Origin of the sequence: Centipeda infelix ATCC 43532 (assembly GCF_000234095.1) — a bacterium.
GTDB lineage: Bacteria > Bacillota > Negativicutes > Selenomonadales > Selenomonadaceae > Centipeda > Centipeda infelix.
The window spans coordinates 179,272-201,795 of sequence record NZ_JH376798.1 but is presented as its reverse complement, the minus strand read 5'-3'; the positions used below and the strand labels follow the sequence as shown (position 1 = coordinate 201,795).

The window sequence follows — 22,524 nt, the reverse complement described above, 5'->3', positions numbered from 1 at the left end:
GGGATGAGAAGGAGATTGATTTTTCGCGCAAAAAGGAGTTTTCTTTTGGCGGTAGAATCTCTATATAATAAGGAGGGATTTGCGATGAAACGAATCATCATGCTGCTCGTGGGCCTCTCTATGCTCGTGCTGCCTGCGACTGTGAGCGCGAACTATCCAACGTATCTGAACGGCGACCGGAATTTCATCCTCTGCGATGGGCATATGGGGACGGCATGGTACGTTGATGCCTCGTCGCTGAATGTCCTGCGCTACGAGCCGCCGGAGTACGTCATCGCCGTCAATGTTGTCACTGCGCGCAGTGCCATCGGGAACGAAGATGATTTCTACAGCGGCGGCAGTGGGTCGGTGACCGATGTCCGCACGATGCGCTTCCTCTATGACTGGGATGCGTGCGCGATGTATGCGTGGAACGATGCGGAGATGGACTGGTACTATCTGCCGCCGGGCGGCTCGTGGGCGGAGACGGGAATCACGATGCCGGCGGGCGAGATCGCGTTTTACCTCGCCTACCGTATGAAGTTCTACGGGCGCAGATCGCAGTACTATGCGTATCTGGATCGTAGTGTCGCTATTTATGAAGACGCATTCTATGCACGGATTCCGTGATTCGTGCCGGCAGCTCCGCATATGAGAGAAAAATTTTATTTTCAGGGTTGACAGAAGCACCCCGCTCGGGTATAATTCCACTATCGCCTGTAGAGGCGGTATGCTGATTTAGCTCAGTTGGTAGAGCAGCTCATTCGTAATGAGCAGGTCGTAGGTTCAAGTCCTATAATCAGCTCCATTTGAAACGAAGGGCTTCCGAGGGATCGGAAGCCTTTATTTTTGCGCGTGAAGGAAAATAGCACGATATGGAGAAGTAGGGAACATTGGTCAGATGTCGATGGAGGTTGTGCGATGCAGGGGCAGGTACGTGTCTATTTTTATGCCGTCAGTGCGGTTCTGATTTGGTCGACGCTCGCGGCGATGGCAAAGAGTCTCCTCACCGTGATTCCGACGTTTGAGGCACTCTTTCTAAGCAGCCTCATCGCATCGGTCTTCCTGCTCGTCCAGCAGGGCGTACGCAGAGGGTTGCGGGTATTCCGCGCGTATGATTGGCGCGGCTACCTCGCGATGGCGGCACTCGGTTTTATCGGACTCTTTGTCTACTCGGGGCTCTATTTCTACGGACTGACGCAGCTGACCTCGCAGGAGGCGTGCATTCTCAACTATCTCTGGCCGATGATGATCGTCCTCTTTGCGGCACTCCTCCTCGGGGAGCGGATCACATTACGGACTGCCGCTGCGCTGCTCCTGTCATTCTCAGGCGTGCTGGTGCTGACGCTCGGCGGGGAGGGGCGTGCGGATGGAAATGCCGTTCTCGGTGCGCTCGCGTGCGTGCTTGCGGCACTCTGCTACGGCCTGTTCTGCGTGCTGAATAGGAAGCGGAATGTGGATGCGACGGTGCTCATGACGGTCGCGTGGGGCGTGACTGCGCTCTGTGCACTGTCCGTGATGCTCATGGCGGAGACGTGGGTCGCACTCTCGTGGACGCAGTGGGCGGGGATGCTCTGGTTCGGCATCTTCATCAATGCGGTCGGCTATCTCTGGTGGACGATGGCACTGCAGCAGGCGCAGAATGCGGCGATGGTCGCGAACCTCGCCTATTTCGTGCCGCTCCTCTCGCTCGTCGTCTCTGCCGTTACGCTCGGGGAGGAGATGTCGCGTGCCGCGCTCCTCGCGCTCGTCCTCATCATGGGCGGAATCCTGCTGCAGAACGTACGGCGGGGCAGGAAATCGGGATAGGCGGCTGTGCGCACGCCACGCGAACGCCTCGTTGCGTAATCGATCGCGCGCTTGTATGCTCAAATACCGGCGGACTTCTTAAACGCGCTACGCTTGAACGAAAGAAATCCGCCGGGGCATACCGTACACTTTCCTCGATTACTCCACTAGGGTTCTCTTTGGCGTATCGCACATGTCGCCCACATCCGGCAGGGCTGCGTGCAGCGTCGCACCGATGGGCTCGCGGATGACGAGTTCGGCATGGCGGTCGGCACTCGTCTCACTCTTGTTGATGAGGACGAGATGTTTGCCGCGGAAGTAGTCGATGAGCCCCGCCGCAGGGTAGACGATGAGCGAGGTGCCGCCGATGATGAGCGTGTCCGCCGCGCGGATGGCGGCGACTGCGCCCGCGATGGTGTCATTGTCGAGGCTCTCCTCATACAGTACCACGTCGGGACGAACCATCCCGCCGCAGTCGCAGTAGGGGATGGGCGTATGCTCCATGATGTAGTCGAGTGCGTAATGTGCGCCGCAGTCCGTGCAGTGTGCGCGGCAGATCGAGCCGTGCAGTTCGTAGACTGTCTGCGAGCCCGCTGCCTGGTGGAGGCCGTCGATGTTCTGTGTTACAACCGCCGCGAGGTGTCCCTGCCGCTCCAGCTCCGCGAGTGCATAGTGTCCCGCGTTCGGCGCGGCGGAGAGATAGACGAACCGCCGCCGATAGAAGTCGAAGAACTCGGCGGGATGCGCCATGAGGAATGAGTGTGATGCCATCTGCTCGGGCGCGAACTCCCTGTGCAGCGTCTCGCTGTAGATGCCGCCCGCACTGCGAAAGTCGGGAATCCCCGACTCCGTGGACATCCCCGCCCCGCCGAAGAATACCGCACGGTTGCTGCTTGCTAGGATTTCTCTGAGTCTTGCAATCGTGTCCATCGTGTACCTCCCTTGACAATTTTTTCGTGAATCGATATAATGAGAATACAAAAGGACGACTGGTGATTGGAACCGCCGGTCTCTCCGCAGAATTTTATGTTCTTGAAAGAGGAGCCGACGTGAACCGCGCGTACGGTTCTTTTTTCTGTCTACTTCGTGATCAGAAATATAAGGAATCACTGATAAAATGAAGTCTGTCAGATTGGTGCAGATTTTTTGTCCTGTCAAGAAGACAAACCGGACGCATAGCAAAGGCTATGTGGAGGATTTGTCGACACAGACAGGGCGGAAAAGATGCGTCAAGATGGCAGTGCTGAATTTATCAGTGATTCCGTAATGTTGACCGCGAGCGTTGCCGCCGCAATCAGAAGCGATAGCTTTTCAAAAAGCGTCACGCACATCACCCCCACAAAGGGAGGAAACCGACATTCACCAGTCGCTGGATTCATTATAGCACATAGATTCGTTATGGGGAAGTGAAAACGGAGCAGATGATGATCTGCTCCGTTTTGTGTGCGATGGACGAAATCAGAAGTTGTACGTTCCGCCGAGGATAAAGTGGCGGCTCGGCATGGCATACGTACCCATGGTTACCCAGGCGGATGGTGTGACACCGATGGATTCGTAGCTCTCGTCGGTGAGGTTGATGCCCTTGAGATAGACCTTGAACTCCTTCGAGACATGATAGTTCACGCCGAGATCGAGCGTCAGGTAGCGTGCATCCGTGAAGCGCGCCGTGCTGAGCCCCGTCACATAGTTGAGGTAATGATATTCATACTCATAGAATACGGGATTTCATACTGCCTGTCAATGAAAATCTATAAGGAGGTAAAGGTATCCGCCGATACGACATTATTGAGGACGACATGGGATTGTTGCTCCTATCAAAAATCGGTCACGCGCAATGCGTGACCGATTTATGGAATTGCTGATAAAGGAATCGCTGATAAAATGAAGTCCTTCCGATTGGCGTAGATTTTTTCGTCCGAACAAGGAGACAAACCGGACGCATAGCAAGAGCTATGTGGAGGATTTGTTGACACAGACAGGCTGAATTTATCAGTACTCCCTTAACAAAAACGAGGTTCTGTCACCAAGACAGAACCTCGTTTTATGTGAGTACCTACTTCTTCGCAACCAGCGCGCTCCCGACCTTGCCTGTCATGTGCGCGATGCTCATCTCGAGCATACAGAAGCGGCTCCATGCACCGTCGATCTCCGCCGCGTGCTGCTGCTCGGTATTGTCCGGCGCGTATTTGACGGCGAGCTTGCGGGCGGCGGCACGCTTTTCCAATTCGCCCTCGATGATGCGGACGCTGCCGAAGACGACGACGCTGCGGTACGCTGTCGTGTACTTTTCGGGCAGAACCTCGTCTTGGTCGATGACGGCGAAGGAGGCATTCGGATTCCGCTGGATCGCGTCGATCTTGTGTCCCTCGGTCGCACTGTGAAAATAGATGTGCTCGCCGTCGTAGACGTAGCTGAGGGGAACGGCGTAGGGGAATGCCTTGTCGCCCGTGAGGGCGAGCACGCCCGCCGATCCACGCAGGAGCACTGCCTCCGCCTCCTCGTAGGACAGCTGTTGAACGGTGCGTCGCATTTTGTGAAACATGGCAGTACCTCCCTACCAAAAAACGGAGGGATCCAGATGGATTCCTCCGTACATAGTCAATAATGGTGGAGACGAAGAGGATTGAACTCTCGACCCCCAGATTGCGAACCTGGTGCTCTCCCAGCTGAGCTACGTCCCCGTGACTGACAGGGGATATTATACCGCGCTGCCGGGAAAAATGCAAGCAGTTTTTTACCACATCTCCCGCAGCACGTCCGCCGCGATCTGGGGGGCGGTGAGGTGGTACTGACGCGCGAGTGCGTTGGGGTCGTAGCGGTTGAAGAACTTCTTCGGCAGACCGTAGTTCCGTACGCGTACGCCCTTTTTGTCTCCATAGAATGCCGCGACTTTCTGCCCGAAGCCGCCCGCGAGGATGCCGTCCTCGATGGTGAGGATGAGGCTGTGGGTCTCGGCGAGGGAGGCGAGGAGCTCCGCATCCAGTCCCGAGAGGTAGAGCGGGTTGACAACGGTTGGGTTCAGTCCCTCGCGTGCGAGCTCATCTGCCGCCTCCGAGGCGAGCGCGGCGAAGTTGCCGATGCCGATGAGTGCGACATCTCTGCCCTTGCGCACGACGATGGAGCGGTTCAGCTCGCTGTAGTCCGCGCGCACGGGATAGGGGCTCTCCTCGTAGCCCGTGTAGGGCATACGGATCATGACGGGATGCTCGGTTTGCTCTACCGCCCAGCGCAGGACGGCAATGTGCTCGGCGACGCTCGTCGGTGCGAGATAGACGAGGTTCGGGATGTTGGAGAAGATGGAGATGTCATAGAAGCCGAGGTGTGTCACGTCCGTCGAACGATAGAGGGATGTGCCCGTCGCCAGAAAGACGGCAGGGTTATGATTGATGGCGACATCCTGCGCCATCTGATCGTAGACGCGCTGGAAGAAGGTGCTGTACGTCCCGAAGATCGGACGCGCACCGCCGCGTGCCAGCCCCGATGCCATGGCAACGGCGTGCTCCTCGGCGATGCCGACATCGACGTACTGACTGCCGAGCGCAGCGCGATCGGCGGGACTGAGGTTGATGCCGCCGACGATGCCCGCCGAGAGATAGACAAAGTTTGGATTCCGCTTCGCCGTTTTGAGGACAAAGTCCACGGTCGCGACGGCGTACGGGTCGGGGGTGGACTTCTTTTTCGCAATGCCGCTTTCGATGTGAAAGGGGGCGTGGCGATGCCAGCCCTCGGGATCGTTTTCGGCGAAGGACAGCCCTTTGCCCTTGACGGTATGGATGTGGATGACGATGGGGCGATTCGAGTCCTTTTCCTCGGAGAATACGCGGATGAGTTCCTCCGTGTCGTTGCCGTCTGCGACGTAGCGGTAGGAAAGCCCCAGCGAGCGGAACAGGTTGTCCTCCGCCGTGCCGTTTGTCTCGCGCAGTTCTTTGAACTTGCGGTACATGCCGCCGTGGTTTTCGGAGATGGACTGGTCGTTGTCGTTAAGTACGATGATGAAGTTCGAGCCCATCTCGCCGATGAAGTTCAGCCCTTCGAGCGCCTCGCCGCCCGACATCGCGCCGTCGCCGATGACAACGACGACATTCTCCGTGCCGCCCGTGAGGTTGCGTGCCTTGGCAAGCCCCGCCGCGAGACTGATGCCCGTTGAGGTGTGCCCGATGTTGAACAGGTCGTGTGCGCTCTCGTCAGTGTTGGTAAAGCCGGAGACTTCGTGATACTCTGCCTCATTGATGTACGCGCCGACGCGTCCCGTCAGCATTTTGTGGGGGTAGCACTGGTGGGAGACATCGAAGACGATCTTGTCGCGCGGCGCGTCAAACACCGTGTGGAGTGCGATGGTTGCTTCGATGATCCCGAGGTTCGGACCGATATGCCCGCCGATGAGGCTCGTGCGTGTGATGAGCGCATCTCTCATCTCCTGCGCGAGAATGCGGCGCTGCTCCGCCGTATAGCCCCGTATATCTGCGGGTTCGTTGATCTTCTCAAGATACAAGGGTAAAGCCCTCCATTATTGTGTGGTAGTTGACATTATTATAGCATAAATTCTAAGAAAATATCATCATTGGATAAAAAATAACGGGAGATACGAAAAAGGACTGCCGTTCGTGACGGCAGTCCGCGATGAAGTTGCGTATTCAGGCGAGTGATTGGATCTTTTCAACGAGACGCTGTGCATGGGCGTGGGATGCTGCAGCCATCTCTGCACGCTTTTCTGCGTCCGCACGCAGACTGTACGATACCCCGCCGGTGTAGATAAACCCGACGTAGTCCATGCCTGTGAGCCCCGCTGTGCGGACAAAGCGTTCCGCCATCGCCTCCACGGGGAAGGACGCATCGTATGCGCTCTCGGGTGCACCTGTGGTGAAGGAGAGGAGGAGTTTTTTGTGGACGAGTGCCTTGCCTGTCGTGCCGTGCGAGAAGCCGTGGACAAAGACATCTTCCATCCATTTTGCGAGGAGGGCGGGCATGCTGTACTAGAAGATCGGGAACTGCAGCACGATGATGTCCGCATCGACGAGTTTCTTCTGCTCTGCCTCCACGTCGATCCGATAGTCGGGATAGAGGTCGCTGAGGCAGTCAAATGTCGCCTTGGGCAGCAGCTTCTCCAGATCCTCCATGATGAGCTTGTTCGCAAATGAGTTGTCCCGCAGCGCGGGATGTCCTGAAATGATGAGTATGTTCTTCATAAAATCTCCCCTTGTGTTCGTCTGTTTGCGGCAATGAGATATGTGGTTCGCCCCTTCCACCGCTCACGCGGTCCCCCTCCCCCGCATGCGGGGGAGGCTCGGGGACGCGGCGCGTACGGTGAGCGACGCTGTACGTCAGCCCTTCCATGCGCTCAGCGTATCCGCCGCGATCTGCTCGGCAGTGAGGTGGTGCGCACGCGCAAGTTCGGATGCTCTGTAGCGGTCGTGGAACTCCTTCGAGAGCCCATAGTTACGGACGCTGATCTGCGTGTCCATGCCGTAGTACGCGGCGATCTTCTGCCCGAAGCCGCCGTCGAGGATGCCGTCCTCGAGTGTGAGGATGAGGCGGTGTTTTTCCTTGAGACGTTTGAGCAGTGCCGTGTCCAGTCCTGAGAGGAAGATCGGATTGACGACGGTCGCTTGGATTCCCTCTTTTTCAAGCAGCGCGGCAGCCTCGCTTGCCAGAGCGGCGAAGTTGCCGACCCCGATGATAGCGACCTCCGCGCCCTCCTGCACGACCTGATACGTGTTCAGGTCGCTGTAGTCCGTGCGCACGTCGTAGGGGTTCTCCTCATACCCGCCCACCGGCATGCGAATCATAACGGGATGGCTCGTCTGCGCAATCGACCAGCGCAGCACCGCCTTGTACTCGTCGAGGCTCGCGGGTGCGAGGAAGACGAGGTTCGGGATGTTCGCAAAGATGGGGATGTCGAAGAAGCCGAGGTGCGTCACATCGTTCATATAGTAGAGCGACGCGCCGACGGAGAGGAAGACAGCGGGGCTGTTGTTGATCGCGACATCCTGCGCCATCTGATCGTAAACGCGCTGAAAGAAGGTGCTGTAGGTGCCGAAGATCGGACGTGCGCCGCCGCGTGCGAGCCCCGATGCCATTGCAACCGCGTGCTCCTCGGCGATGCCCACGTCGACATAGTGACTGCCAAGCTCCGCGCGGTCTGCTGGACTGAGGACAATGCCGCCCATCGTGCCCGCCGCGAGAAAGACGAAGTTCGGATTTGTCTCTGCCTGTTCCTTGAGGAAGGCCTTCGTCGCCTCCTGATACGGGTCGGTGTACGGATGTTTCAGCGCACCCGTCTCAATGTCGAATACCGAACAATAGTGCCACGTCTCGGGATCTTCCTCGGCGAACTTATAGCCCTTGCCCTTTTGCGTTGCGATGTGAACGACGACGGGCTTCTCGCTGTCCCTCACCGCCGAGAATGCGGCGATCAGTGCCTCGCAGTCGTTGCCGTCCGCGACATAGCGGTAGTCCAGCCCCATCGCACGAAAGAGGTTGTTCGGCGCGGTTCCGTTTGTCTCACGGAGACGGCGAAATTCGCGATACATACCGCCGTGGTTCTCCGCAATCGACCGATCGTTGTCGTTGAACACGATGATGAAGTTCGTCCCCATCTCGCCGACGACGTTCAGCCCCTCCAGTGCCTCGCCGCCCGACATCGAGCCGTCGCCGATGAGGGCGATGACATTTTCCCTGCGTCCCGCGAGGTCACGCGCCTTTGCGAGTCCCGAGGCGAGACTGATCGAGGTGGACGTGTGCCCCACGTTGAAGAAGTCGTGCGGACTTTCCTCAGGATTCGTGTAGCCCGACACCTCGCCGTATTTGTCCTCGTCGATGTATGCCTCCACGCGCCCCGTCAGCATCTTGTGCGGGTAGCACTGGTGCGACACGTCGTAGACGATCTTGTCCGTCGGCGAATCAAAGACCGTGTGCAGGGCGATGATCGCCTCGATGATGCCGAAGTCCGGGCCGAAGTGACCGCCGTGCACGCTCGCACGTTTGAGGAGCGCGTCGCGCATCTCCTGTGCGAGCACCCTGCGCTGCTCTGCTGTATAGCCCTTGATGTCGGCGGGCGATTTGATTGTTTCCAAATACATAGAGATTCCCCTTTGCCATATGCATTCCATTTCCTGAGCGAATTATATCACCGAAATGTACGTGGATGTCAAGGCGCGTAGCAAATGTAACGGATTATTTTCAGCAAAGCGTGGTAGAGTGGGTACTCCGATGAAAAGATATTTTGATGGGGGATATATAATGAAAGAATGCAAAATGAAGGACAGCCGTATCGTTATCAGCGAGGTCATGATGCCCAGCCAGGCGAACCCGAACGGGAATGTGCACGGCGGCGAGATCATGAAGCTGATGGACTCTGCGGCGTACGCAGCGGCGCGGCGGTATGCGCGGTCGAACGTCGTCACCGCACGCGTGGATGAGCTTGAGTTCCATCTGCCTATCCGCATCGGCGATCTCGTCGTTGTGACGGCGGATATTGTCTACGTCGGGCACAGCTCGATGGAGGTCGCCGTCAACGTTATCGTCGAGGACTTGGACGATGGCGGCGATCCGCAGCTCGGCCTCTCGGCGTACTTCACCATGGTTGCGCTCGACCGCAACGCACGACCGAAGGTCGTGCCGCCGCTCACACTTGACACCGAGGAGGCACGCGCCGCGTTCGAGGAGGGCAAACGCCGCTACGAGGCGCACAAGGCACGCAAGCGCGGTACCGTTACGCCCACGGGCGGTTGCGTCTGTGATGCCATTGCGCAGCAGACAAAGGCGGCGCACACTGCACATACGGCAAAAGAAGTGAAGAAGTAAAAGTACATATACCGCACATTGTGAAAGAAAAAACGCAGCTCCGCGCGGGGCTGCGTTTCCTTGTGTGAGGGAGAATTGTTGCTGTGCCTGACAAAAGTGCTTTGGCAGAACGACGATCAGAGATCAAGCGTCATGTTGTCCCCTCAAGCCCGAGCAGATACTCCTTTTTGTCGAGCCCGCCCGCATAGCCCGTGAGGCTGCCGTCTGCACCGATGACGCGGTGGCACGGGATGAGGATGGAGATCGGATTGCGCCCGACCGCGCCGCCGACCGCCTGTGCAGACATACGCTTTCCTGTGACTTTCTCAAGACGTTTCGCAATCGCTCCATAGGTCGTCGTTCCCCCGTATGGGATCGTTCGCAGGATTGCCCATACCGACATCTGAAACGCCGTGCCCGTGGGATTGAGTGCGGGCATAAAGTCAGGCTCTTTGCCGGCGAAATACAGATCGAGCCAACGCATGGCCTCTCCGAACACGGGGAGGTCTTTTTTGTGCGCCGCCGAAAGATCGGGGAAATCCCTCTCCCCGTCGAAGTACAGCCCCGTGAGGGCCATGCCGTCACTCGCGAGTGTGATCCCGCCGAGCGGGGAGGTGTAGTGTGCTGTGTAGATCATGGGCATTCTCCTGTCGGTTGATGTAGTTCTATTATAGAGCAAAATGTCCTTTTCTCAAAATGTCGCTTTCCGTGCGACCACGCGTCTCTCTCCTCCTGCTATACTCTGAACCATCGAAAAGGTCATACAGCATAGAGGAGGAAAACATTATGGCTGAGGAAAAGACAAACGGACAGACGGAACTCGTATTCATTCTGGATCGGAGCGGGTCGATGTCGGGGCTGGAGAGCGATACCATCGGCGGGTTCAACGGCATGCTCACGCAGCATCGCAGCGAGGGCGGGGACGTGCTCGTCTCGACGGTGCTCTTTGATCACGAGAATGAGGTCATTCATGACCGCGTGCGGATTGCGGATGTCCCCACACTCACATCGAAGGAGTACTACACACGCGGCTGCACGGCTCTGCTCGATGCGATGGGCGATGGCATCCGTCACATCAAGAACGTGCACAAGTATGCGCGTCCCGAGGATCGCCCCGCACGCACCATGTTCATCATCACGACCGACGGGATGGAGAACTCGAGCACGCGCTACACGGCAGATCAGGTGCGGGCGATGGTGAAGCAGCAGGAGGAAGCGGGCTGGGAGTTTGTCTTTCTCGGCGCGAACATCGACGCGGTGCAGGTCGCGGGCGGTCTTGGCATCCGCGCCGAGAACGCCGTCGAGTTCGCCTGTGATGCGGCGGGCGTGCGCGAGAACTTCGCGTCGCTGTCGCACATGACCTGTGCCTTTGCCGCAACAGGTACCGTTGTGCCGACATGGTCGCGGAAGATCAGCGAGCATCTCGCAAAGCAGAAGAGCGGGCGCAGTTAAGGAAGCACTGATAAATTCAGCACTGCCATCTTGGCACATCTTTTCCGCCCTCTCTGTGTCGACAAATCCTCCACATAGCCCTTGCTATGCGTCCGGTTTGTCTCCTTGACAGGGCGAAAAATCTGTACCAATCTGACAGACTTCATTTTATCAGCGATTCCTTAAGCGGAGAGCGTCGAAAGTTTTTTGAAATAGCGTTTGGCATGGACTTTTTTCGTCCATGCCGTTCGCTATACTTACGGAACCACTGATAAAATCGACACCGTCATCCAATCGGGTGGAGTTCATTTTATCAGTGCTTCCCTAGCTGCGGTCAAGAGATATGGAGGAAAACATCATGGCAGAGGCAAAGACAAACGGACAGACGGACACACGGAGGGGGTATTTCGACGTGGACGGCAGCGGAGCGATGACGGAACTCGTATTCCTGTTGGAGCTGAGCGGACCGATGGAGGATCTTGAGTCCGATCTGATCGACGGATTCAACGATATGATCGTGCGGCTCAGGGAGGAGCGGACGGATCTCCTTGTTTGGCTCCAGAAACAAGGCGGTCAGTGTGTGGATATGAATACCCGCGTGCCGATCACCGAGGATTCCGCGCTCATCGAACAGGGCTGCTTTACGCACCTCCGTACACTTGTTGAAGAGTATCGACGCGCACATCCCGAGGAGTTCATACATCAGGACAACGTGCGCGGCAGCGGGTGTCTGTTCGGTGTAGGCGGGTGCATTCACATGGCTCAGCAGGTGTACCAAAAGGCTCTCCATGAGGATCGCCCCATGCGTACGATGGTCATCATCGTCACGGACAACACGAAGATCGAGTCCGAGAGCGGGGACTACTGGACACCTGACAGACTGAGGGAGCTGGTAGAGCAGCAGGAAAAGGAGGCGGGCTGGGAATTCGTTTTCCTCGGTACGAACATCAACGCGAAGCAGGTCGCTGAAGATGTCGGCATTCCTGCCAAGAATGCCGACACCTTCGCCTGTGATGCGGCGGGCGTGCGCGAGAACTTCGCAGCACTCGGAGCGCTGATTATGGAGTTTTCCGCGACAGGCGTTGTTCCACCGACATGGTCGCAGAAGATCAGCGAGCATCTCGCAAAGACACAGAGCGGGCGCAGCTGAGCGGGAACGAAAAGGGGGCTGTTGCACGAAGCTAAAAACTTCGTACAACGCCCCGTCTTTGTGCCCCTTCCACCGCTTGCGCGGTCCCCCTTCCCCGTCAAACGGGGAAGGCTTAGGATAATGGCATATCAGCTTCCCCTGTTTACGGGGGAAGTGGCGAGCGTAGTGAGCCGATAGGGGGAGACATGCAACAACCCCAGCGAACGATATGAGCCGGTGGGGGCGTTTGCTGCGATAGAGCAAACATGACCGGGACGGTTGTATCTGTGGCAAATAAATGAAAACAAATCTCTTGCGTGTATGATTCATATCTGTTAAAATTTTATGAAAAGAAACTGAGAGGGGAATGCCTATGTTACCGCCGCACCAAACTCCATCGGCCGACCTCCTTGAACGGATTCGCCGCTATATTGCCGCGCATTTGCAGGGTTCCTCCGACATCATCGAGGAAGCAAAGCGTAAGCTGCCGCGTCCCGTACCGCGTCCCTTCGAGGGCGAGCGCGAACGTCACGGCCTTGCGCGCGATCCCGGTGTCCATGAAGAACCACTCGTATGCGGCGTCACTCTTCCACGTCCGCGCGTTGGTCTGGACGGGATCCTCTCGCGTCTCAAGAGCAAACTCGACAAGCCGAAAGAAACCTTCTCCGAGCGGCTCCTGCGCCTCATCGATGAGAGCGGCATGACCGATGTAGAGGTGTACAAGCGTGCGGGGATTGACCGCAAACTGTTCTCCAAGATCCGTACTGACAAGAACTATCATCCGAAGATTCGCGTCGTCTACGCATTCATCTTCGTCCTGCGGCTGAACCTCGACGACGCGAGAGACCTCCTCGCGAGCGCGGGCTACAGCATCTCGCCTGCGTACGAATACGACCTTGCCATGCAGTACTGCATCGAGGAGGGCTTTGACATCGACACCGTGAACGAGATCCTGTATGCGCTCGGGATGGATGTGCTGTGAGGAGGTTTTATTTTATGGATGCGTGTACACCGATACAGACAAAAATTCTCTCCTTATTGGAAGACCTTGAAAAAGAGGAGTCGCTCCAATCGGTGCGAGGATTTGCTGCAGAATTGGAACGGCTGAAAGAACGAATGCAGGACGACGTGTTCCGCATTGCCGTGGTCGGTGAGTTCAGCTCTGGCAAGTCCACCTTTATCAACGCTCTGCTCGGCAGGGATGTTTTGAGCCATGCCTCGAAGGAAACGACAGCGGTACTCACGCAGGTTGTCAACGTGCCGCCGAATGATCCACGCGTTGGCACGGGACTTGTTCGCCACAAGGATGGCACAGAGCAGGAAATCCGCATGGATGAGCTGCGGGAGTATACTACGACCGTGAGTGAGCGACACGCGGTAGCTCAGGAGATTGCATCTGTCGATATATATACGCCATTGCTCCACGCAGAGCGTCCTCTTATGCTGATTGATACACCGGGGCTGAACGGAGTTGCCTCCGGACATCTGGATCAAACCATACGTGTGGTTCAGGAGGCGCATGCGTGCATCTACCTCCTGCAGCAGCGCGGGCTGACAAAGGAGGATCTTGCCTTTCTGCGTAACTATCTCATGCCGAATCAGCAGAACTTCATCTTTGTCCAGAACTTCATCGATGCATTCAATCCGATGGAGGGAGAGTGTGTGGATCAGCGCATTCCGCAGTTGGAGAAAATGCTGCGGGAGAAGATCTTTACGGGGCGCGATGGCTATACATTCCATATCTGCGGTGTCTCAGCACTGAAGGAACTTGCGGGACGGGATCGTGCGATCACGCGGCTCTATGAGGACAGTGCAGAGGCTCTGGATGATGCGGCACGGAAGCAGCTGTTGAAAGAGTCAAATTTTGCAGCATTTCGCAAACTCATGGAGGAGAAATTTGACGAACGGCGGCTTGCGGAGATCCAGTACCGAGGGACAGCAAATGCCATCCTCTGGTGGGTGAGAGCGCTCCTTGACCGCATTGCTTTCCGCGCCGAGGATGCACGCAAGGTATTTGAAGTGAGCAAGGGACATCGAGCGATTGAGCACCTGACGCATCTGCAGAAATTGCTGAGGGCGAGCCGTGAGAAGAACCTGGCGGCAATCGATGGATTTATCGCAGGCTGGGTCAATGAGAAGCGAAAGGCAGTTCAGACCGCTCTTGCCGATGCGGGAGAGCAAATCGAGCGTGAGATTCGTGTGCAGGTTGCCGACTGCCATACACTGGATGAGATTCAGCGCAAGAAAGAGGAAATTCCGCATACGGTCGAAGGGCAGTTCCGACTGGCACAGCAGAATCTTTTGGAGGAAACTGATATTTCCATTCACCTGCTGTATCAGATGATCGTGGAGCGCGTCGAGGAGTACAGCGGTATCGGGAAAATAGCTGCGGAGATTCAGCGTGTCGGGGTAGGGGAGCTGCCCACGATGAAGGAGATGTCGTCGGGGCACGGAATCGTTGAGCAGCGTCAGGAGGAGATTGCCGAGCTGCGAGCACAGGAGGAGGCACTGGACCGTCAACTTGCACAGGAACGTCATGCCGTTGCCGAAGCGCACAGGGAGGTGCAGCATCAGGAGGCTATCGCCGACCGGGCACGGCGAGAGCAGGAGGCGGTACAATATGATCTGCACCGCATGGGCAGCCGTCCCGCCGAGCGCGTTTGGCAGGAGGAAGTGGTCGTTAAACGAACCGGTCTAGCGCGTTTTTGGGATCTCTTTTCGACCAAAACTGAAGTCCGCACCATGCGCGATGACAGTGCCGGCAGAGACTGGGATGATCGACGCCGGGCACTGCAAGAGCAGCAGAATCGGCAGTCGGTGGAGTATGAGAGGCTTCGCCGTGAAAAGATGGACAAGGAGAAGCACCTCCGATACTATCAGCAGCGAGCCGATGAAAGTGAGGCGCGGATCCGTCGCCTGAAAGAGCAGTTGCGCCGCTATGAAGAACAGTTCAAGGCGGAAAAGCAGAGGGCTGAGACCGAACGCAAGCACGCACTGCAGGCATACCTTGAGCAATGCCGCAGACACCTTTGCGACTGGGTGCATCGGTATCTCTGCGGCGCGAATGACGATGAGGGCGAGATCGAGCACCTTCTTGACGCATGGAAGGAACGCCTCGAGGAGGTGCGGAAGGACATGCAGCGCGAGGCTCGCCAGATGTATGAGGAGGCAGAGACGCAGCGGATTGCACAGCTTGAGGCTGCAAAGCAGGAACAGGCGCCCGAACTCATGCGTGAGGTGCAGGATCTGACACGGGCAAAGGAACTCTTGGAGCGGAGCATTACACAGATGGAGGAGGGCTTGGCATTATGAGCAAAGAGCAGTATTTGGCGCAGCATGGCGAGCGCAAGGAAAAACTTCTGACACTACTTCATGACACGCAGACGTTTATGACCGCACAGGGAAAGGAGGGGGATGCACAGGCATTGGAAAAACTGCAGAACAATATTGAGCAGGGGTTGTTCAGTATCGTTCTGATCGGCGAGTTCAGTGCGGGGAAATCGACCTTTCTCAATGCGCTCATGCAGAAGCGCATTCTCCCCTCGTATACGCGTGAGACAACTGCTACCGTCAACTTTTTGCAGCACGCATCCAAGGCTCCGAACGGAGAGCCGGGCATCGTCTATTACCGCGATGGTCGTACAGAGGTGCTGCCAGACCTCTCCGTTGATACCCTGACGAAGTACGTCACAGTCGGTGAGGGAGAGGACAGAAATGCTGTTTCGGAGTCGACGGAGCGTGTGGATCTCTTTCTCGCGAGCAGATTTCTCGAGGATGGTGTCATGCTCGTCGACAGTCCGGGACTGAACGGCATTACAGAGAATCTTGAGGACATTACGCGGCGGCAGATCAAGGAGTCCCACGCCTCCATCTTCATGTTTAGTGCAGACCGTCCCGGTTCGAAGACGGATTTCGATACGCTGCGCGACCTGCGCGCGCAGTGCAGCCGCATCTTCATCGTGCTGAACAAGATTGACGCGATCAAGGCGAATGAGGGCGAGTCGGTGGAGAGCGTCGTTCAGCATCTGAAGAACAGCTATGCCGAGCAGTTCGATGAGGCGACACTCCCCGAGATCTATCCCATCTCTGCACATCAGGCACTCGTTGCACGGGATGCGGACTATGAGGATCCGAGGCAACCGAACAAGGACACTGCTTACTGTGCGCGCATGGAGGAGATCTCTCGTCTGCATGTCTTCGAGGATCGTCTCTGGCGTTATATCACGAACGGGGAGAAAACGCGTGAGGAGCTTATGGCACCCGTTCATACCCTGCTGCATATGCTTCGCGATGAACGCAGTGCTCTGGATACGAGTATTGAAGTCCTGAGTGCGCAGCACAGCCCCGATGAACTCATCAAGCAGCAGGATGAGATGAAGGACAAGATCGAGGAACTTCGTCGGGAAGAACAGGCACAGCGCAGCCCCTTGCGGAAGAAATTCCAAGAGGTCATGCGTGATGTGCGGGAACGGGCGAGTGACTATTGTGCACGGGTCGTGGCGCGCGTTGCAGAGGAAGCGGGCGATATTGAGGATGCAGATGAACTGCGCGCCTATGCTGCCGACTTGCAAAGGAAGCTTGATGGAGAATACCGTCGGCGTCTGCAGCGTATGGACGATGATCTGCGTGAGGAACTCGTACTGGTGACGGATGAGATCAGCGGACAGGTGTTGGAGGGCGTGCAGGAGATACTGTCTGCGATCCCGGGGATCGATCTGAATATCTCCGCCACGGCGTTTCAGATGACCGAGGTGGAGGTCGGCAGCCGCATGGAGGCGGCTGAACGTGAGTTCGCCGAGAAACGCAAAGAAATGGAACGCATCGAGGAGGAGTTGCATCGGCAGGAAAAGGGGAAGCTTGCGGCACGGCGCATCGAGCAGAAACGGGCGGCGTTGGAGCAGGATCTGCGGGAGCTTTCCGAACGTCGCCATCATATCGAGACGATGTTTGAGATTCCTGCTGTTCATAAATACAGGCAGGAGACTATTATCAAGAGAGACCGTGAGGGCGTGTTTGGTAAAATCGCACAGGTCTTTATGGGGCGAAAGAAAGACGTAGAGACTGTGGAATATGTGGATGATACGGCGCAAGTTGCAGCTTTGGCGGAGCGTCAGGCACGGCTGAACAGTATCTCCGCAGAACGTGCGGAGCTGCTCTCGGTGATGGAACAGTACCGCGAACCGGATGTGTGCAGCGAGGAGTTCGACATCGAAGTCCAGCGGTGCAATCGTAGACTGGAAGAACTGCACAAGGACTATCTCGACTCTATGCAGAAATATACGGAGCGGCTCGAAAAGGATGCTGCCCGTGCGCGAAAGCGGATCATGCGCGAGATCACGCGCTATGCTGAGGAGCGCGGTGAGGAGTTCGAGCGGGCGGTAGCCTCAGGTCTGAAGGAGATGGAGCAGCAGTCCTACGAGGCGGTGCGCGGGATGGTAACAGCGCGTGTCACGGATGAAATTCGTCGCTATGAGGAGCGGTTGAATCGTCTCATCGAGGACTGCAAGGCATCCGATGCGGAGCGCGATGCGAAACTGGCACAGGCACAGGCGGCACGTGAGTCTGCAATTGAACTCCTGAGCCGCTGCGCCGAACTTGAGCAGGAGTTGCAGCAGATGCAGGATACAATAGGGGAGGCTGAGTAATATGGTGGATGAGCGAATTTTCACACTGCTTGACGAGGGCATGAACGAGCTGGCGTGGGAGGCGGAGCGCGAGGATCTCCGCGTGTGCATGGAACGCTACAAGGCGGGTATGTATTTCGTCGCGTTCATCGGACAGTACTCTGCAGGCAAATCCTATCTCATTAACAATCTTTTGGGTCGTGAGCTTTTGCCGCAGGGGACGGTGGAAACGACGCCGCTTCTGACCTATATCCGCTACGGTGCAGAGGAGATGGCGCGTCTGTACTATCTTGATGGGTGCGTGGAAGAGGTTTCGCTTGCCGAGGTGTGTCAGATCATACAGAGTGGCTCGGACTGTGGCAGGAATCTTGCTGCTGTGGAGCATATGGAAGTGTTTCTGGCAGCGGAGATCCTGCAGCAGGGGCTGATCCTGCTCGATACACCGGGCGTCAATACCTTGATCGAGCACCACGAGCATCTGCTCATGCAGTCGTTGGCACTTGCCTCGAGCATCATCTATGTGACACGCGGCACTCCTTCTGCCGTGGACATGGACAAGCTGGAACTGTTGGTGCATGGCGGGAGACCGCTGACGCTCGTACGGACGCACTGCGATCAGATCAACGAAGCTGAGGAGAGCTATGCAGAGGTCGTCGCCTATGAGGAACGTATCCTCACAGACCTTGGCATTCGCGAGCACTTGGAGGAGAGTTTTTATATCTCGAATCTGGCGGATTCGCCACACTTTGGCGGGATTGCTCGGATTCGCGATCTGCTCGCGGCGAAGGGGGCGGATGTGCGCCGTTCTCTTGCGGAGGACACGACACTCGGGCTTCGTGTCGCGGCGAATGAGGTCATGGCGGCACTCGAGGCACAGGAGAAGATGCTTGCTGCAGGACAGGAAGAGCGTGCTGCTGCAATCCGGAAGCAGCGTGAACAGCTTGATCGCGAGGTCGCTGCTCTCACTGCCTCATTGGACGAGCGACGAATCCGTTTGCAGAAGGAGATTGCCGCCTGTCAAAAACGCATGGAGTCGGATGTCCATACATTCATCGGCACTGCGGCAGACGAGGCGGCAGTGCGTATTGCAGGAGCAGGAAAAGAGGTGCAGACGAACGAGCAGATGAAGTCGTTGCTGCAGCGCGAAACACAGCATATCCTGCGGCGTACATACGATCGTATCAATGAACATGTTGATCCCGTCCTCAAAGACATCAACAGTGTTGCTCTTCCTGTCGGGACGGTGCTGCCTGTGATCGCTCTGCCTGAGGCAGAGCATTATGCCGCCATTGTCGAGGAGCAGGATAGTACGCTTGACAATCTCCGGAGGCAATATGCGCATCTGCAGGAGAACCGTGCGGAGATTGAGGAGCAGTTGATGCGGGTAGATGATGGTGAACGCGCAGAAATGGCGCAGGCAATCGCTCTTTTGCAGCAAGAAATTGCGGCAGCAGGAGAGGAATATCGTGAGCTTGGACCCTATATTCCTCAGATGATTGAAGCGGATCCGGGCAATGCAAGCGGCGCGGCGATGGGGAAGATGATCGGAAATGTTTTGGACTGGGCAACACTCCTGATCCCCAGCAGTGCAATGGCAAAGATTGCTGCAAATCCACGCATCGTGAAATTTATTGCCAAAGTGCCGACGGCCTTTGGCAAGTATGGAAATGCAATTGCAAAGGGGCTCAAGGAAGGGCAGTCAATTGCCAAGGCGGTATCCAATATTCAAAATGTGAGTCGGACGTACGCTACTGCAAAACGCGTCGCCAAGGCAAAGAACCAGATCGATCAGGCAATCAAAGTAATCAATGTTGCGAAGGACGCAATGCCGGCATCTTTCTTGGAACGCCTGACGCTTGAGTATTGGGGGGAGCAGATCGGCAAACAGTTCGACCATCCGCCGCGCTATGAAGAGGATCTTGTGTTTCGTGCAGAGTATGAGGAGAATAAGCGTCGCCTCGAGCAGGGGATCCGCCGTATGCAGGAGGAGTTATATCAGCGAAAACGCAAGCTCGGTGCATTCAAGAATGAGCAGGAACAGAAGGCGGCGCTCCGCGACAGCCTGGTGGTTGACGAACAGGAACTTGCGCGTCAGATCGCTGCGCAGGAGCAGCAGTGGCGGGAAGATGCTAGGAAAAAGTCCCTGCAGGAATGGAAGCGTACCTGCGCCGACAGCTACCGTGATCACTTGAAAAGTTATCTGGCACAAGTGACCGATGACTATATGGGGGAGGTGTCGATGCGCCTTGAGACCTATCAGGTGCAGCGCTTCCTTCCTCTTGAGGAGAAGGTTAAGGAAAAACAACAGGAGTATGACCGCCTCGGAGCACTCTCGCAGGGAGAGGCGGATGAAAAACGTGGGCGTATCAGCCGCATCCTTGCTGACCTGCAGCAGACCGTCGGTGCGTGATGGAGACGGCCTTTGTACTGGACTCTCAATGGGCACTCATCGGAGACCGTTCGCGCTATCGCTTTGCGGCGTGGCTTTTGGGGCATCCTTGTAAGGAGGCATACACGGGGAAACGAATATGGATCTCGCAGCGGCCGAAATCATCTGAGGCAGATGTAGCGCCGCAACATGTGGATGAAATCCATCTGTATAGCCCTTGTGTGCCGCCAGGAATGTGCATCTGTATCCTGCCAGATGGTGAGGAGCAGGACGCAGAATACCTCGCAAAGTTCCCCTTTGTTCTACTGTTCGAGGGGTTTCCATGGAAAAAGGAGGCGACCGACGATTGGTTGAAGGAGAAGTGGCAGCGAATGTCGACGCATTCCGTGCTTGCTCTCGTACTCATGAAGGAGGAGCACAGGGCGGGGGCTACGGATCTGGACAGGATTGAAGATGTGATGCGCGAGGCGCGCTCCTATTATGAGGAACAGGGGCTATCGGTGTATCTCCCGCAGGCATCGGATTTTACGGAGGTGTTCTCCCTGCATGCCTCTCTGATCGACACACAGCGGGAGCGTCTGCGTGAGAAACTGTCACTTCTGGAGTATCGGATCGAGGATTTTTCGCATGACTATGAGGAACTCCTGCTTACCCATGGGAAGCTCAAAGACAGCCTTAGTCTGGATGTGCAAAAAAGAATCTGCCACACCTATGCTTCTGCGCGTAAAAACCCTGAGGACTGCCTTTGGATGACCTGGAACCAGATAGCACTCGCCCTGCTCTTTGCAAAGGGAACGGGATATCTGCACAGTGTGCCGGAACTCTATGAAACTATCCTCAGCGATGTTGAGATTCCCCGTATTGCTGACTGGGACGTGCGCAAAATGTGTGAGCAGCTTGGCAGCACACTCAAAAGAGAGTTTAAAGAATATATGCAAGTTCCTGCCCAATATGCGACACCCGTCTCCTGGCATACGATCGAGAACCAAACTGCCTACGAGAAACTCCTGTATAAGAGTGCGGGGATGCCCGTCATCTACTGGAAAAAATATCAGGAGTTCGTCAGAGAGCGCGTCCCTATGGTGGTCAAAGAACAATTGACGCAATATTATATGGTGTGGAAGGAGCTGATTTCGTGAAAGAGAAGGAAGCACTGTTTTCCTTGGTTGTCTTTGCCGTCGTGGCATTTTTATGCGCAGGAGCATACTATCTGCATACGGGACAATTGGGTGTACTGTTTGCTATGTTCGGCATCGGAATCTGCACGGCGGCACTGTTTCATCGTGCAATGCAGGAGTATTTTTCCGCACATAAGGCGTCTATGCGGGAGCGTGATGAACAATCATGCCGGATACTGCAGGAACTTTGCGAACGGATGCAACAGAGTCAAGGGGTGCAAGAAGATGGAAATCGTCATGTAGCGGCCGAGCTTCATGACGTGCGTGATGGGCTCGATGTCCTCACGCAATGTTTTCGGGAGAGCCTTTCTGCTTTGCGGGAGGGATCGACGGAGCGGAATGCGCTGCTGACAGAAATCCGAGGTATCACAGACAAAGTGGATGGGCTTTCTGCTGTTTATGAGAAGGTCATCACGGGAATCACGCAAAACGAACAGCAGCTTGCACAGATCGGTCAGGAGCTCGCCTCACTAAAACCGATACAGGTACAGGCTGAGGCAATCCGGTCGGAACTGCGAGCCGGTAATCAACAGATGGCGGCGCTTCTTGCCGATGTCCTGCCCAATCTGAGCTCGGCACTTGAGGAACGCATGTCGGAGGTGCAGCAGCTTGTTTCTCTAGCACTTGGTAAACTGGAGGAGAATCAGCGTGATGCCATTGTACCATTGAGGACTTTGGCAGCACTCCAAAAGAGTTCCGTTGAGCTGCTTGAGGCATTGGCGGCGAGCCAGCAGAAAGTCTCTGAGCAGCTGGGGGAACTGTCAGAGAGTGCTGAGGGGATATGGGATACCTGTGATCTCCAGAGTAAGGCTGTAGAGACGGGAAATCTACATCTTGAAAATATAGTAGGTGCACAGGTGAAGACTGTTGATTTTGTGTGTGCAATGGACGATTTCCGCAAACAACTGAAGACCTATGCGAAGAGCATAGAAGATGCCATGGACGATGTATGCCAACCAGTGACGGACTTGGGAGAGCATTTGTCGAACTCCTTGCAGAGTGTAGTGCAGGAGATTGAGCGTCAGAATGCGGCTCAACAGACGGCGATGGAGCAGTACAAATCCATGACGGCAAAGGATATGCAGATGCTCGAACGACTAGTAAAGGCAATGAAATGAAAACAGAGCAAATTATGCAGGAAGCACTCCTCTACGGTCTTTTGCAGAAGCTGGAGAGTCAATACCTGACCAAAGACCTCGTTTGCTGTGCTATCCTCACGGGCGA

General features: G+C 56.2%; 19 protein-coding genes, 2 tRNA genes and 1 pseudogene. 13 read left to right on the top strand and 9 right to left on the bottom strand.

Annotation, left to right across the window (positions count from 1 at the left end; all coding sequences use genetic code 11):
* Positions 1–84: 84 nt before the first annotated feature.
* From HMPREF9334_RS04215 to HMPREF9334_RS04205, 3 genes are all read left to right on the top strand, one after another.
* The gene (locus HMPREF9334_RS04215) at positions 85–609 is read left to right on the top strand and encodes a hypothetical protein (protein ID WP_006692259.1); all 525 of its coding nucleotides are present in this window, start codon (positions 85–87) and stop codon (positions 607–609) included.
* A 102-nt stretch (positions 610–711) separates the two neighbouring features.
* Positions 712–787, top strand: a tRNA-Thr gene (locus HMPREF9334_RS04210).
* 113 nt (positions 788–900) lie between these two features.
* A complete protein-coding gene (locus tag HMPREF9334_RS04205) occupies positions 901–1,788 on the top strand; it encodes a DMT family transporter (RefSeq protein WP_006692258.1) in 888 nt (295 codons plus the stop codon).
* A 138-nt stretch (positions 1,789–1,926) separates the two neighbouring features.
* Here the strand turns inward: HMPREF9334_RS04205 and HMPREF9334_RS04200 are convergent, their stop codons facing one another.
* Positions 1,927–2,697, bottom strand: coding sequence for an NAD-dependent protein deacylase (locus HMPREF9334_RS04200; protein ID WP_006692257.1), 771 nt, complete (start codon positions 2,695–2,697; stop codon positions 1,927–1,929).
* 187 nt (positions 2,698–2,884) lie between these two features.
* On the opposite strand from HMPREF9334_RS04200, the gene HMPREF9334_RS12485 reads away from it, so the two are divergent.
* Positions 2,885–3,034 (top strand): secretion protein HlyD, encoded by a 150-nt coding sequence (locus tag HMPREF9334_RS12485; protein WP_245535219.1) that lies wholly within the window; start codon positions 2,885–2,887, stop codon positions 3,032–3,034.
* A 191-nt stretch (positions 3,035–3,225) separates the two neighbouring features.
* On the opposite strand, the gene HMPREF9334_RS04195 is transcribed toward HMPREF9334_RS12485, so the two are convergent.
* The 6 genes and pseudogenes from HMPREF9334_RS04195 to HMPREF9334_RS04170 form a co-directional block, all read right to left on the bottom strand.
* A complete protein-coding gene (locus HMPREF9334_RS04195) occupies positions 3,226–3,450 on the bottom strand; it encodes a TonB-dependent receptor (RefSeq protein WP_006692255.1) in 225 nt (74 codons plus the stop codon).
* A 370-nt stretch (positions 3,451–3,820) separates the two neighbouring features.
* Positions 3,821–4,309, bottom strand: a complete 489-nt coding sequence (locus tag HMPREF9334_RS04190) for a pyridoxamine 5'-phosphate oxidase family protein (RefSeq protein WP_006692254.1) — start codon at positions 4,307–4,309, stop codon at positions 3,821–3,823.
* A gap of 63 nt (positions 4,310–4,372) precedes the next feature.
* Positions 4,373–4,448 (bottom strand) — tRNA-Ala (locus HMPREF9334_RS04185).
* A gap of 53 nt (positions 4,449–4,501) precedes the next feature.
* Positions 4,502–6,259 (bottom strand): 1-deoxy-D-xylulose-5-phosphate synthase, encoded by a 1,758-nt coding sequence (locus HMPREF9334_RS04180; RefSeq protein WP_006692253.1) that lies wholly within the window; start codon positions 6,257–6,259, stop codon positions 4,502–4,504.
* A gap of 142 nt (positions 6,260–6,401) precedes the next feature.
* Positions 6,402–6,953 (bottom strand): annotated as a pseudogene (locus HMPREF9334_RS04175) (NAD(P)H-dependent oxidoreductase).
* Positions 6,954–7,088: 135 nt separating this feature from the next.
* Complete coding sequence (locus HMPREF9334_RS04170; RefSeq protein ID WP_006692250.1) at positions 7,089–8,846, bottom strand: 1-deoxy-D-xylulose-5-phosphate synthase; 1,758 nt, start codon at positions 8,844–8,846, stop codon at positions 7,089–7,091.
* A 160-nt stretch (positions 8,847–9,006) separates the two neighbouring features.
* Between HMPREF9334_RS04170 and HMPREF9334_RS04165 the strand changes: the two genes are divergently transcribed.
* Positions 9,007–9,570: an acyl-CoA thioesterase gene (locus tag HMPREF9334_RS04165; protein WP_039957280.1), complete on the top strand. Its 564-nt coding sequence runs from the start codon at positions 9,007–9,009 to the stop codon at positions 9,568–9,570.
* A 130-nt stretch (positions 9,571–9,700) separates the two neighbouring features.
* On the opposite strand, the gene HMPREF9334_RS04160 is transcribed toward HMPREF9334_RS04165, so the two are convergent.
* Positions 9,701–10,186, bottom strand: coding sequence for a methylated-DNA--[protein]-cysteine S-methyltransferase (locus HMPREF9334_RS04160; RefSeq protein WP_006692248.1), 486 nt, complete (start codon positions 10,184–10,186; stop codon positions 9,701–9,703).
* A gap of 149 nt (positions 10,187–10,335) precedes the next feature.
* On the opposite strand from HMPREF9334_RS04160, the gene HMPREF9334_RS04155 reads away from it, so the two are divergent.
* On the top strand, positions 10,336–11,001 hold the full coding sequence (locus HMPREF9334_RS04155) for a vWA domain-containing protein (RefSeq protein ID WP_039957279.1): 666 nt from the start codon (positions 10,336–10,338) through the stop codon (positions 10,999–11,001).
* Here the strand turns inward: HMPREF9334_RS04155 and HMPREF9334_RS12475 are convergent.
* Entirely contained in the window at positions 10,998–11,147 is a 150-nt protein-coding gene (locus HMPREF9334_RS12475; RefSeq protein ID WP_006692246.1) for a hypothetical protein, read from the bottom strand. The genes HMPREF9334_RS04155 and HMPREF9334_RS12475 overlap by 4 nt on opposite strands.
* A 191-nt stretch (positions 11,148–11,338) precedes the next feature.
* On the opposite strand from HMPREF9334_RS12475, the gene HMPREF9334_RS04150 reads away from it, so the two are divergent.
* The 7 genes from HMPREF9334_RS04150 to HMPREF9334_RS04120 all read left to right on the top strand — a co-directional run bounded on the left by HMPREF9334_RS04150 (position 11,339) and on the right by HMPREF9334_RS04120 (position 22,418).
* The gene (locus tag HMPREF9334_RS04150; RefSeq protein ID WP_156792908.1) at positions 11,339–12,130 is read left to right on the top strand and encodes a hypothetical protein; all 792 of its coding nucleotides are present in this window, start codon (positions 11,339–11,341) and stop codon (positions 12,128–12,130) included.
* 346 nt (positions 12,131–12,476) lie between these two features.
* Positions 12,477–13,091: a helix-turn-helix transcriptional regulator gene (locus HMPREF9334_RS04145; RefSeq protein ID WP_245535218.1), complete on the top strand. Its 615-nt coding sequence runs from the start codon at positions 12,477–12,479 to the stop codon at positions 13,089–13,091.
* A gap of 14 nt (positions 13,092–13,105) precedes the next feature.
* Positions 13,106–15,421, top strand: coding sequence for a dynamin family protein (locus tag HMPREF9334_RS04140; protein ID WP_006692243.1), 2,316 nt, complete (start codon positions 13,106–13,108; stop codon positions 15,419–15,421).
* Positions 15,418–17,754: a dynamin family protein gene (locus HMPREF9334_RS04135; RefSeq protein ID WP_006692242.1), complete on the top strand. Its 2,337-nt coding sequence runs from the start codon at positions 15,418–15,420 to the stop codon at positions 17,752–17,754. The genes HMPREF9334_RS04140 and HMPREF9334_RS04135 overlap by 4 nt, the downstream gene beginning before the upstream one ends.
* A 1-nt stretch (position 17,755) precedes the next feature.
* Positions 17,756–20,143, top strand: a complete 2,388-nt coding sequence (locus tag HMPREF9334_RS04130; RefSeq protein WP_006692241.1) for a dynamin family protein — start codon at positions 17,756–17,758, stop codon at positions 20,141–20,143.
* Positions 20,143–21,261, top strand: a complete 1,119-nt coding sequence (locus HMPREF9334_RS04125) for a hypothetical protein (protein WP_039957278.1) — start codon at positions 20,143–20,145, stop codon at positions 21,259–21,261. Before HMPREF9334_RS04130 ends, HMPREF9334_RS04125 begins: the two co-directional genes overlap by 1 nt.
* Positions 21,258–22,418, top strand: coding sequence for a hypothetical protein (locus HMPREF9334_RS04120; protein WP_006692239.1), 1,161 nt, complete (start codon positions 21,258–21,260; stop codon positions 22,416–22,418). Before HMPREF9334_RS04125 ends, HMPREF9334_RS04120 begins: the two co-directional genes overlap by 4 nt.
* The last annotated feature ends 106 nt before the right edge of the window (positions 22,419–22,524 follow it).

Excerpts from the sequence above, each read along its gene's own strand:
- HMPREF9334_RS04165 (WP_039957280.1), top strand. The coding sequence starts at position 9,007 with ATGAAAGAATGCAAAATGAAGGACAGCCGTATCGTTATCAGCGAGGTC.
- HMPREF9334_RS12475 (WP_006692246.1), bottom strand. The coding sequence starts at position 11,147 with ATGAAGTCTGTCAGATTGGTACAGATTTTTCGCCCTGTCAAGGAGACA.
- HMPREF9334_RS04140 (WP_006692243.1), top strand. The coding sequence starts at position 13,106 with ATGGATGCGTGTACACCGATACAGACAAAAATTCTCTCCTTATTGGAA.
- HMPREF9334_RS04215 (WP_006692259.1), top strand. The coding sequence starts at position 85 with ATGAAACGAATCATCATGCTGCTCGTGGGCCTCTCTATGCTCGTGCTG.
- HMPREF9334_RS04170 (WP_006692250.1), bottom strand. The coding sequence starts at position 8,846 with ATGTATTTGGAAACAATCAAATCGCCCGCCGACATCAAGGGCTATACA.
- HMPREF9334_RS04150 (WP_156792908.1), top strand. The coding sequence starts at position 11,339 with ATGGCAGAGGCAAAGACAAACGGACAGACGGACACACGGAGGGGGTAT.
- HMPREF9334_RS04135 (WP_006692242.1), top strand. The coding sequence starts at position 15,418 with ATGAGCAAAGAGCAGTATTTGGCGCAGCATGGCGAGCGCAAGGAAAAA.
- HMPREF9334_RS04200 (WP_006692257.1), bottom strand. The coding sequence starts at position 2,697 with ATGGACACGATTGCAAGACTCAGAGAAATCCTAGCAAGCAGCAACCGT.
- HMPREF9334_RS04125 (WP_039957278.1), top strand. The coding sequence starts at position 20,143 with ATGGAGACGGCCTTTGTACTGGACTCTCAATGGGCACTCATCGGAGAC.
- HMPREF9334_RS04155 (WP_039957279.1), top strand. The coding sequence starts at position 10,336 with ATGGCTGAGGAAAAGACAAACGGACAGACGGAACTCGTATTCATTCTG.
- HMPREF9334_RS12485 (WP_245535219.1), top strand. The coding sequence starts at position 2,885 with ATGAAGTCTGTCAGATTGGTGCAGATTTTTTGTCCTGTCAAGAAGACA.
- HMPREF9334_RS04190 (WP_006692254.1), bottom strand. The coding sequence starts at position 4,309 with ATGTTTCACAAAATGCGACGCACCGTTCAACAGCTGTCCTACGAGGAG.
- HMPREF9334_RS04160 (WP_006692248.1), bottom strand. The coding sequence starts at position 10,186 with ATGATCTACACAGCACACTACACCTCCCCGCTCGGCGGGATCACACTC.
- HMPREF9334_RS04145 (WP_245535218.1), top strand. The coding sequence starts at position 12,477 with ATGCCTATGTTACCGCCGCACCAAACTCCATCGGCCGACCTCCTTGAA.
- HMPREF9334_RS04205 (WP_006692258.1), top strand. The coding sequence starts at position 901 with ATGCAGGGGCAGGTACGTGTCTATTTTTATGCCGTCAGTGCGGTTCTG.
- HMPREF9334_RS04130 (WP_006692241.1), top strand. The coding sequence starts at position 17,756 with ATGGTGGATGAGCGAATTTTCACACTGCTTGACGAGGGCATGAACGAG.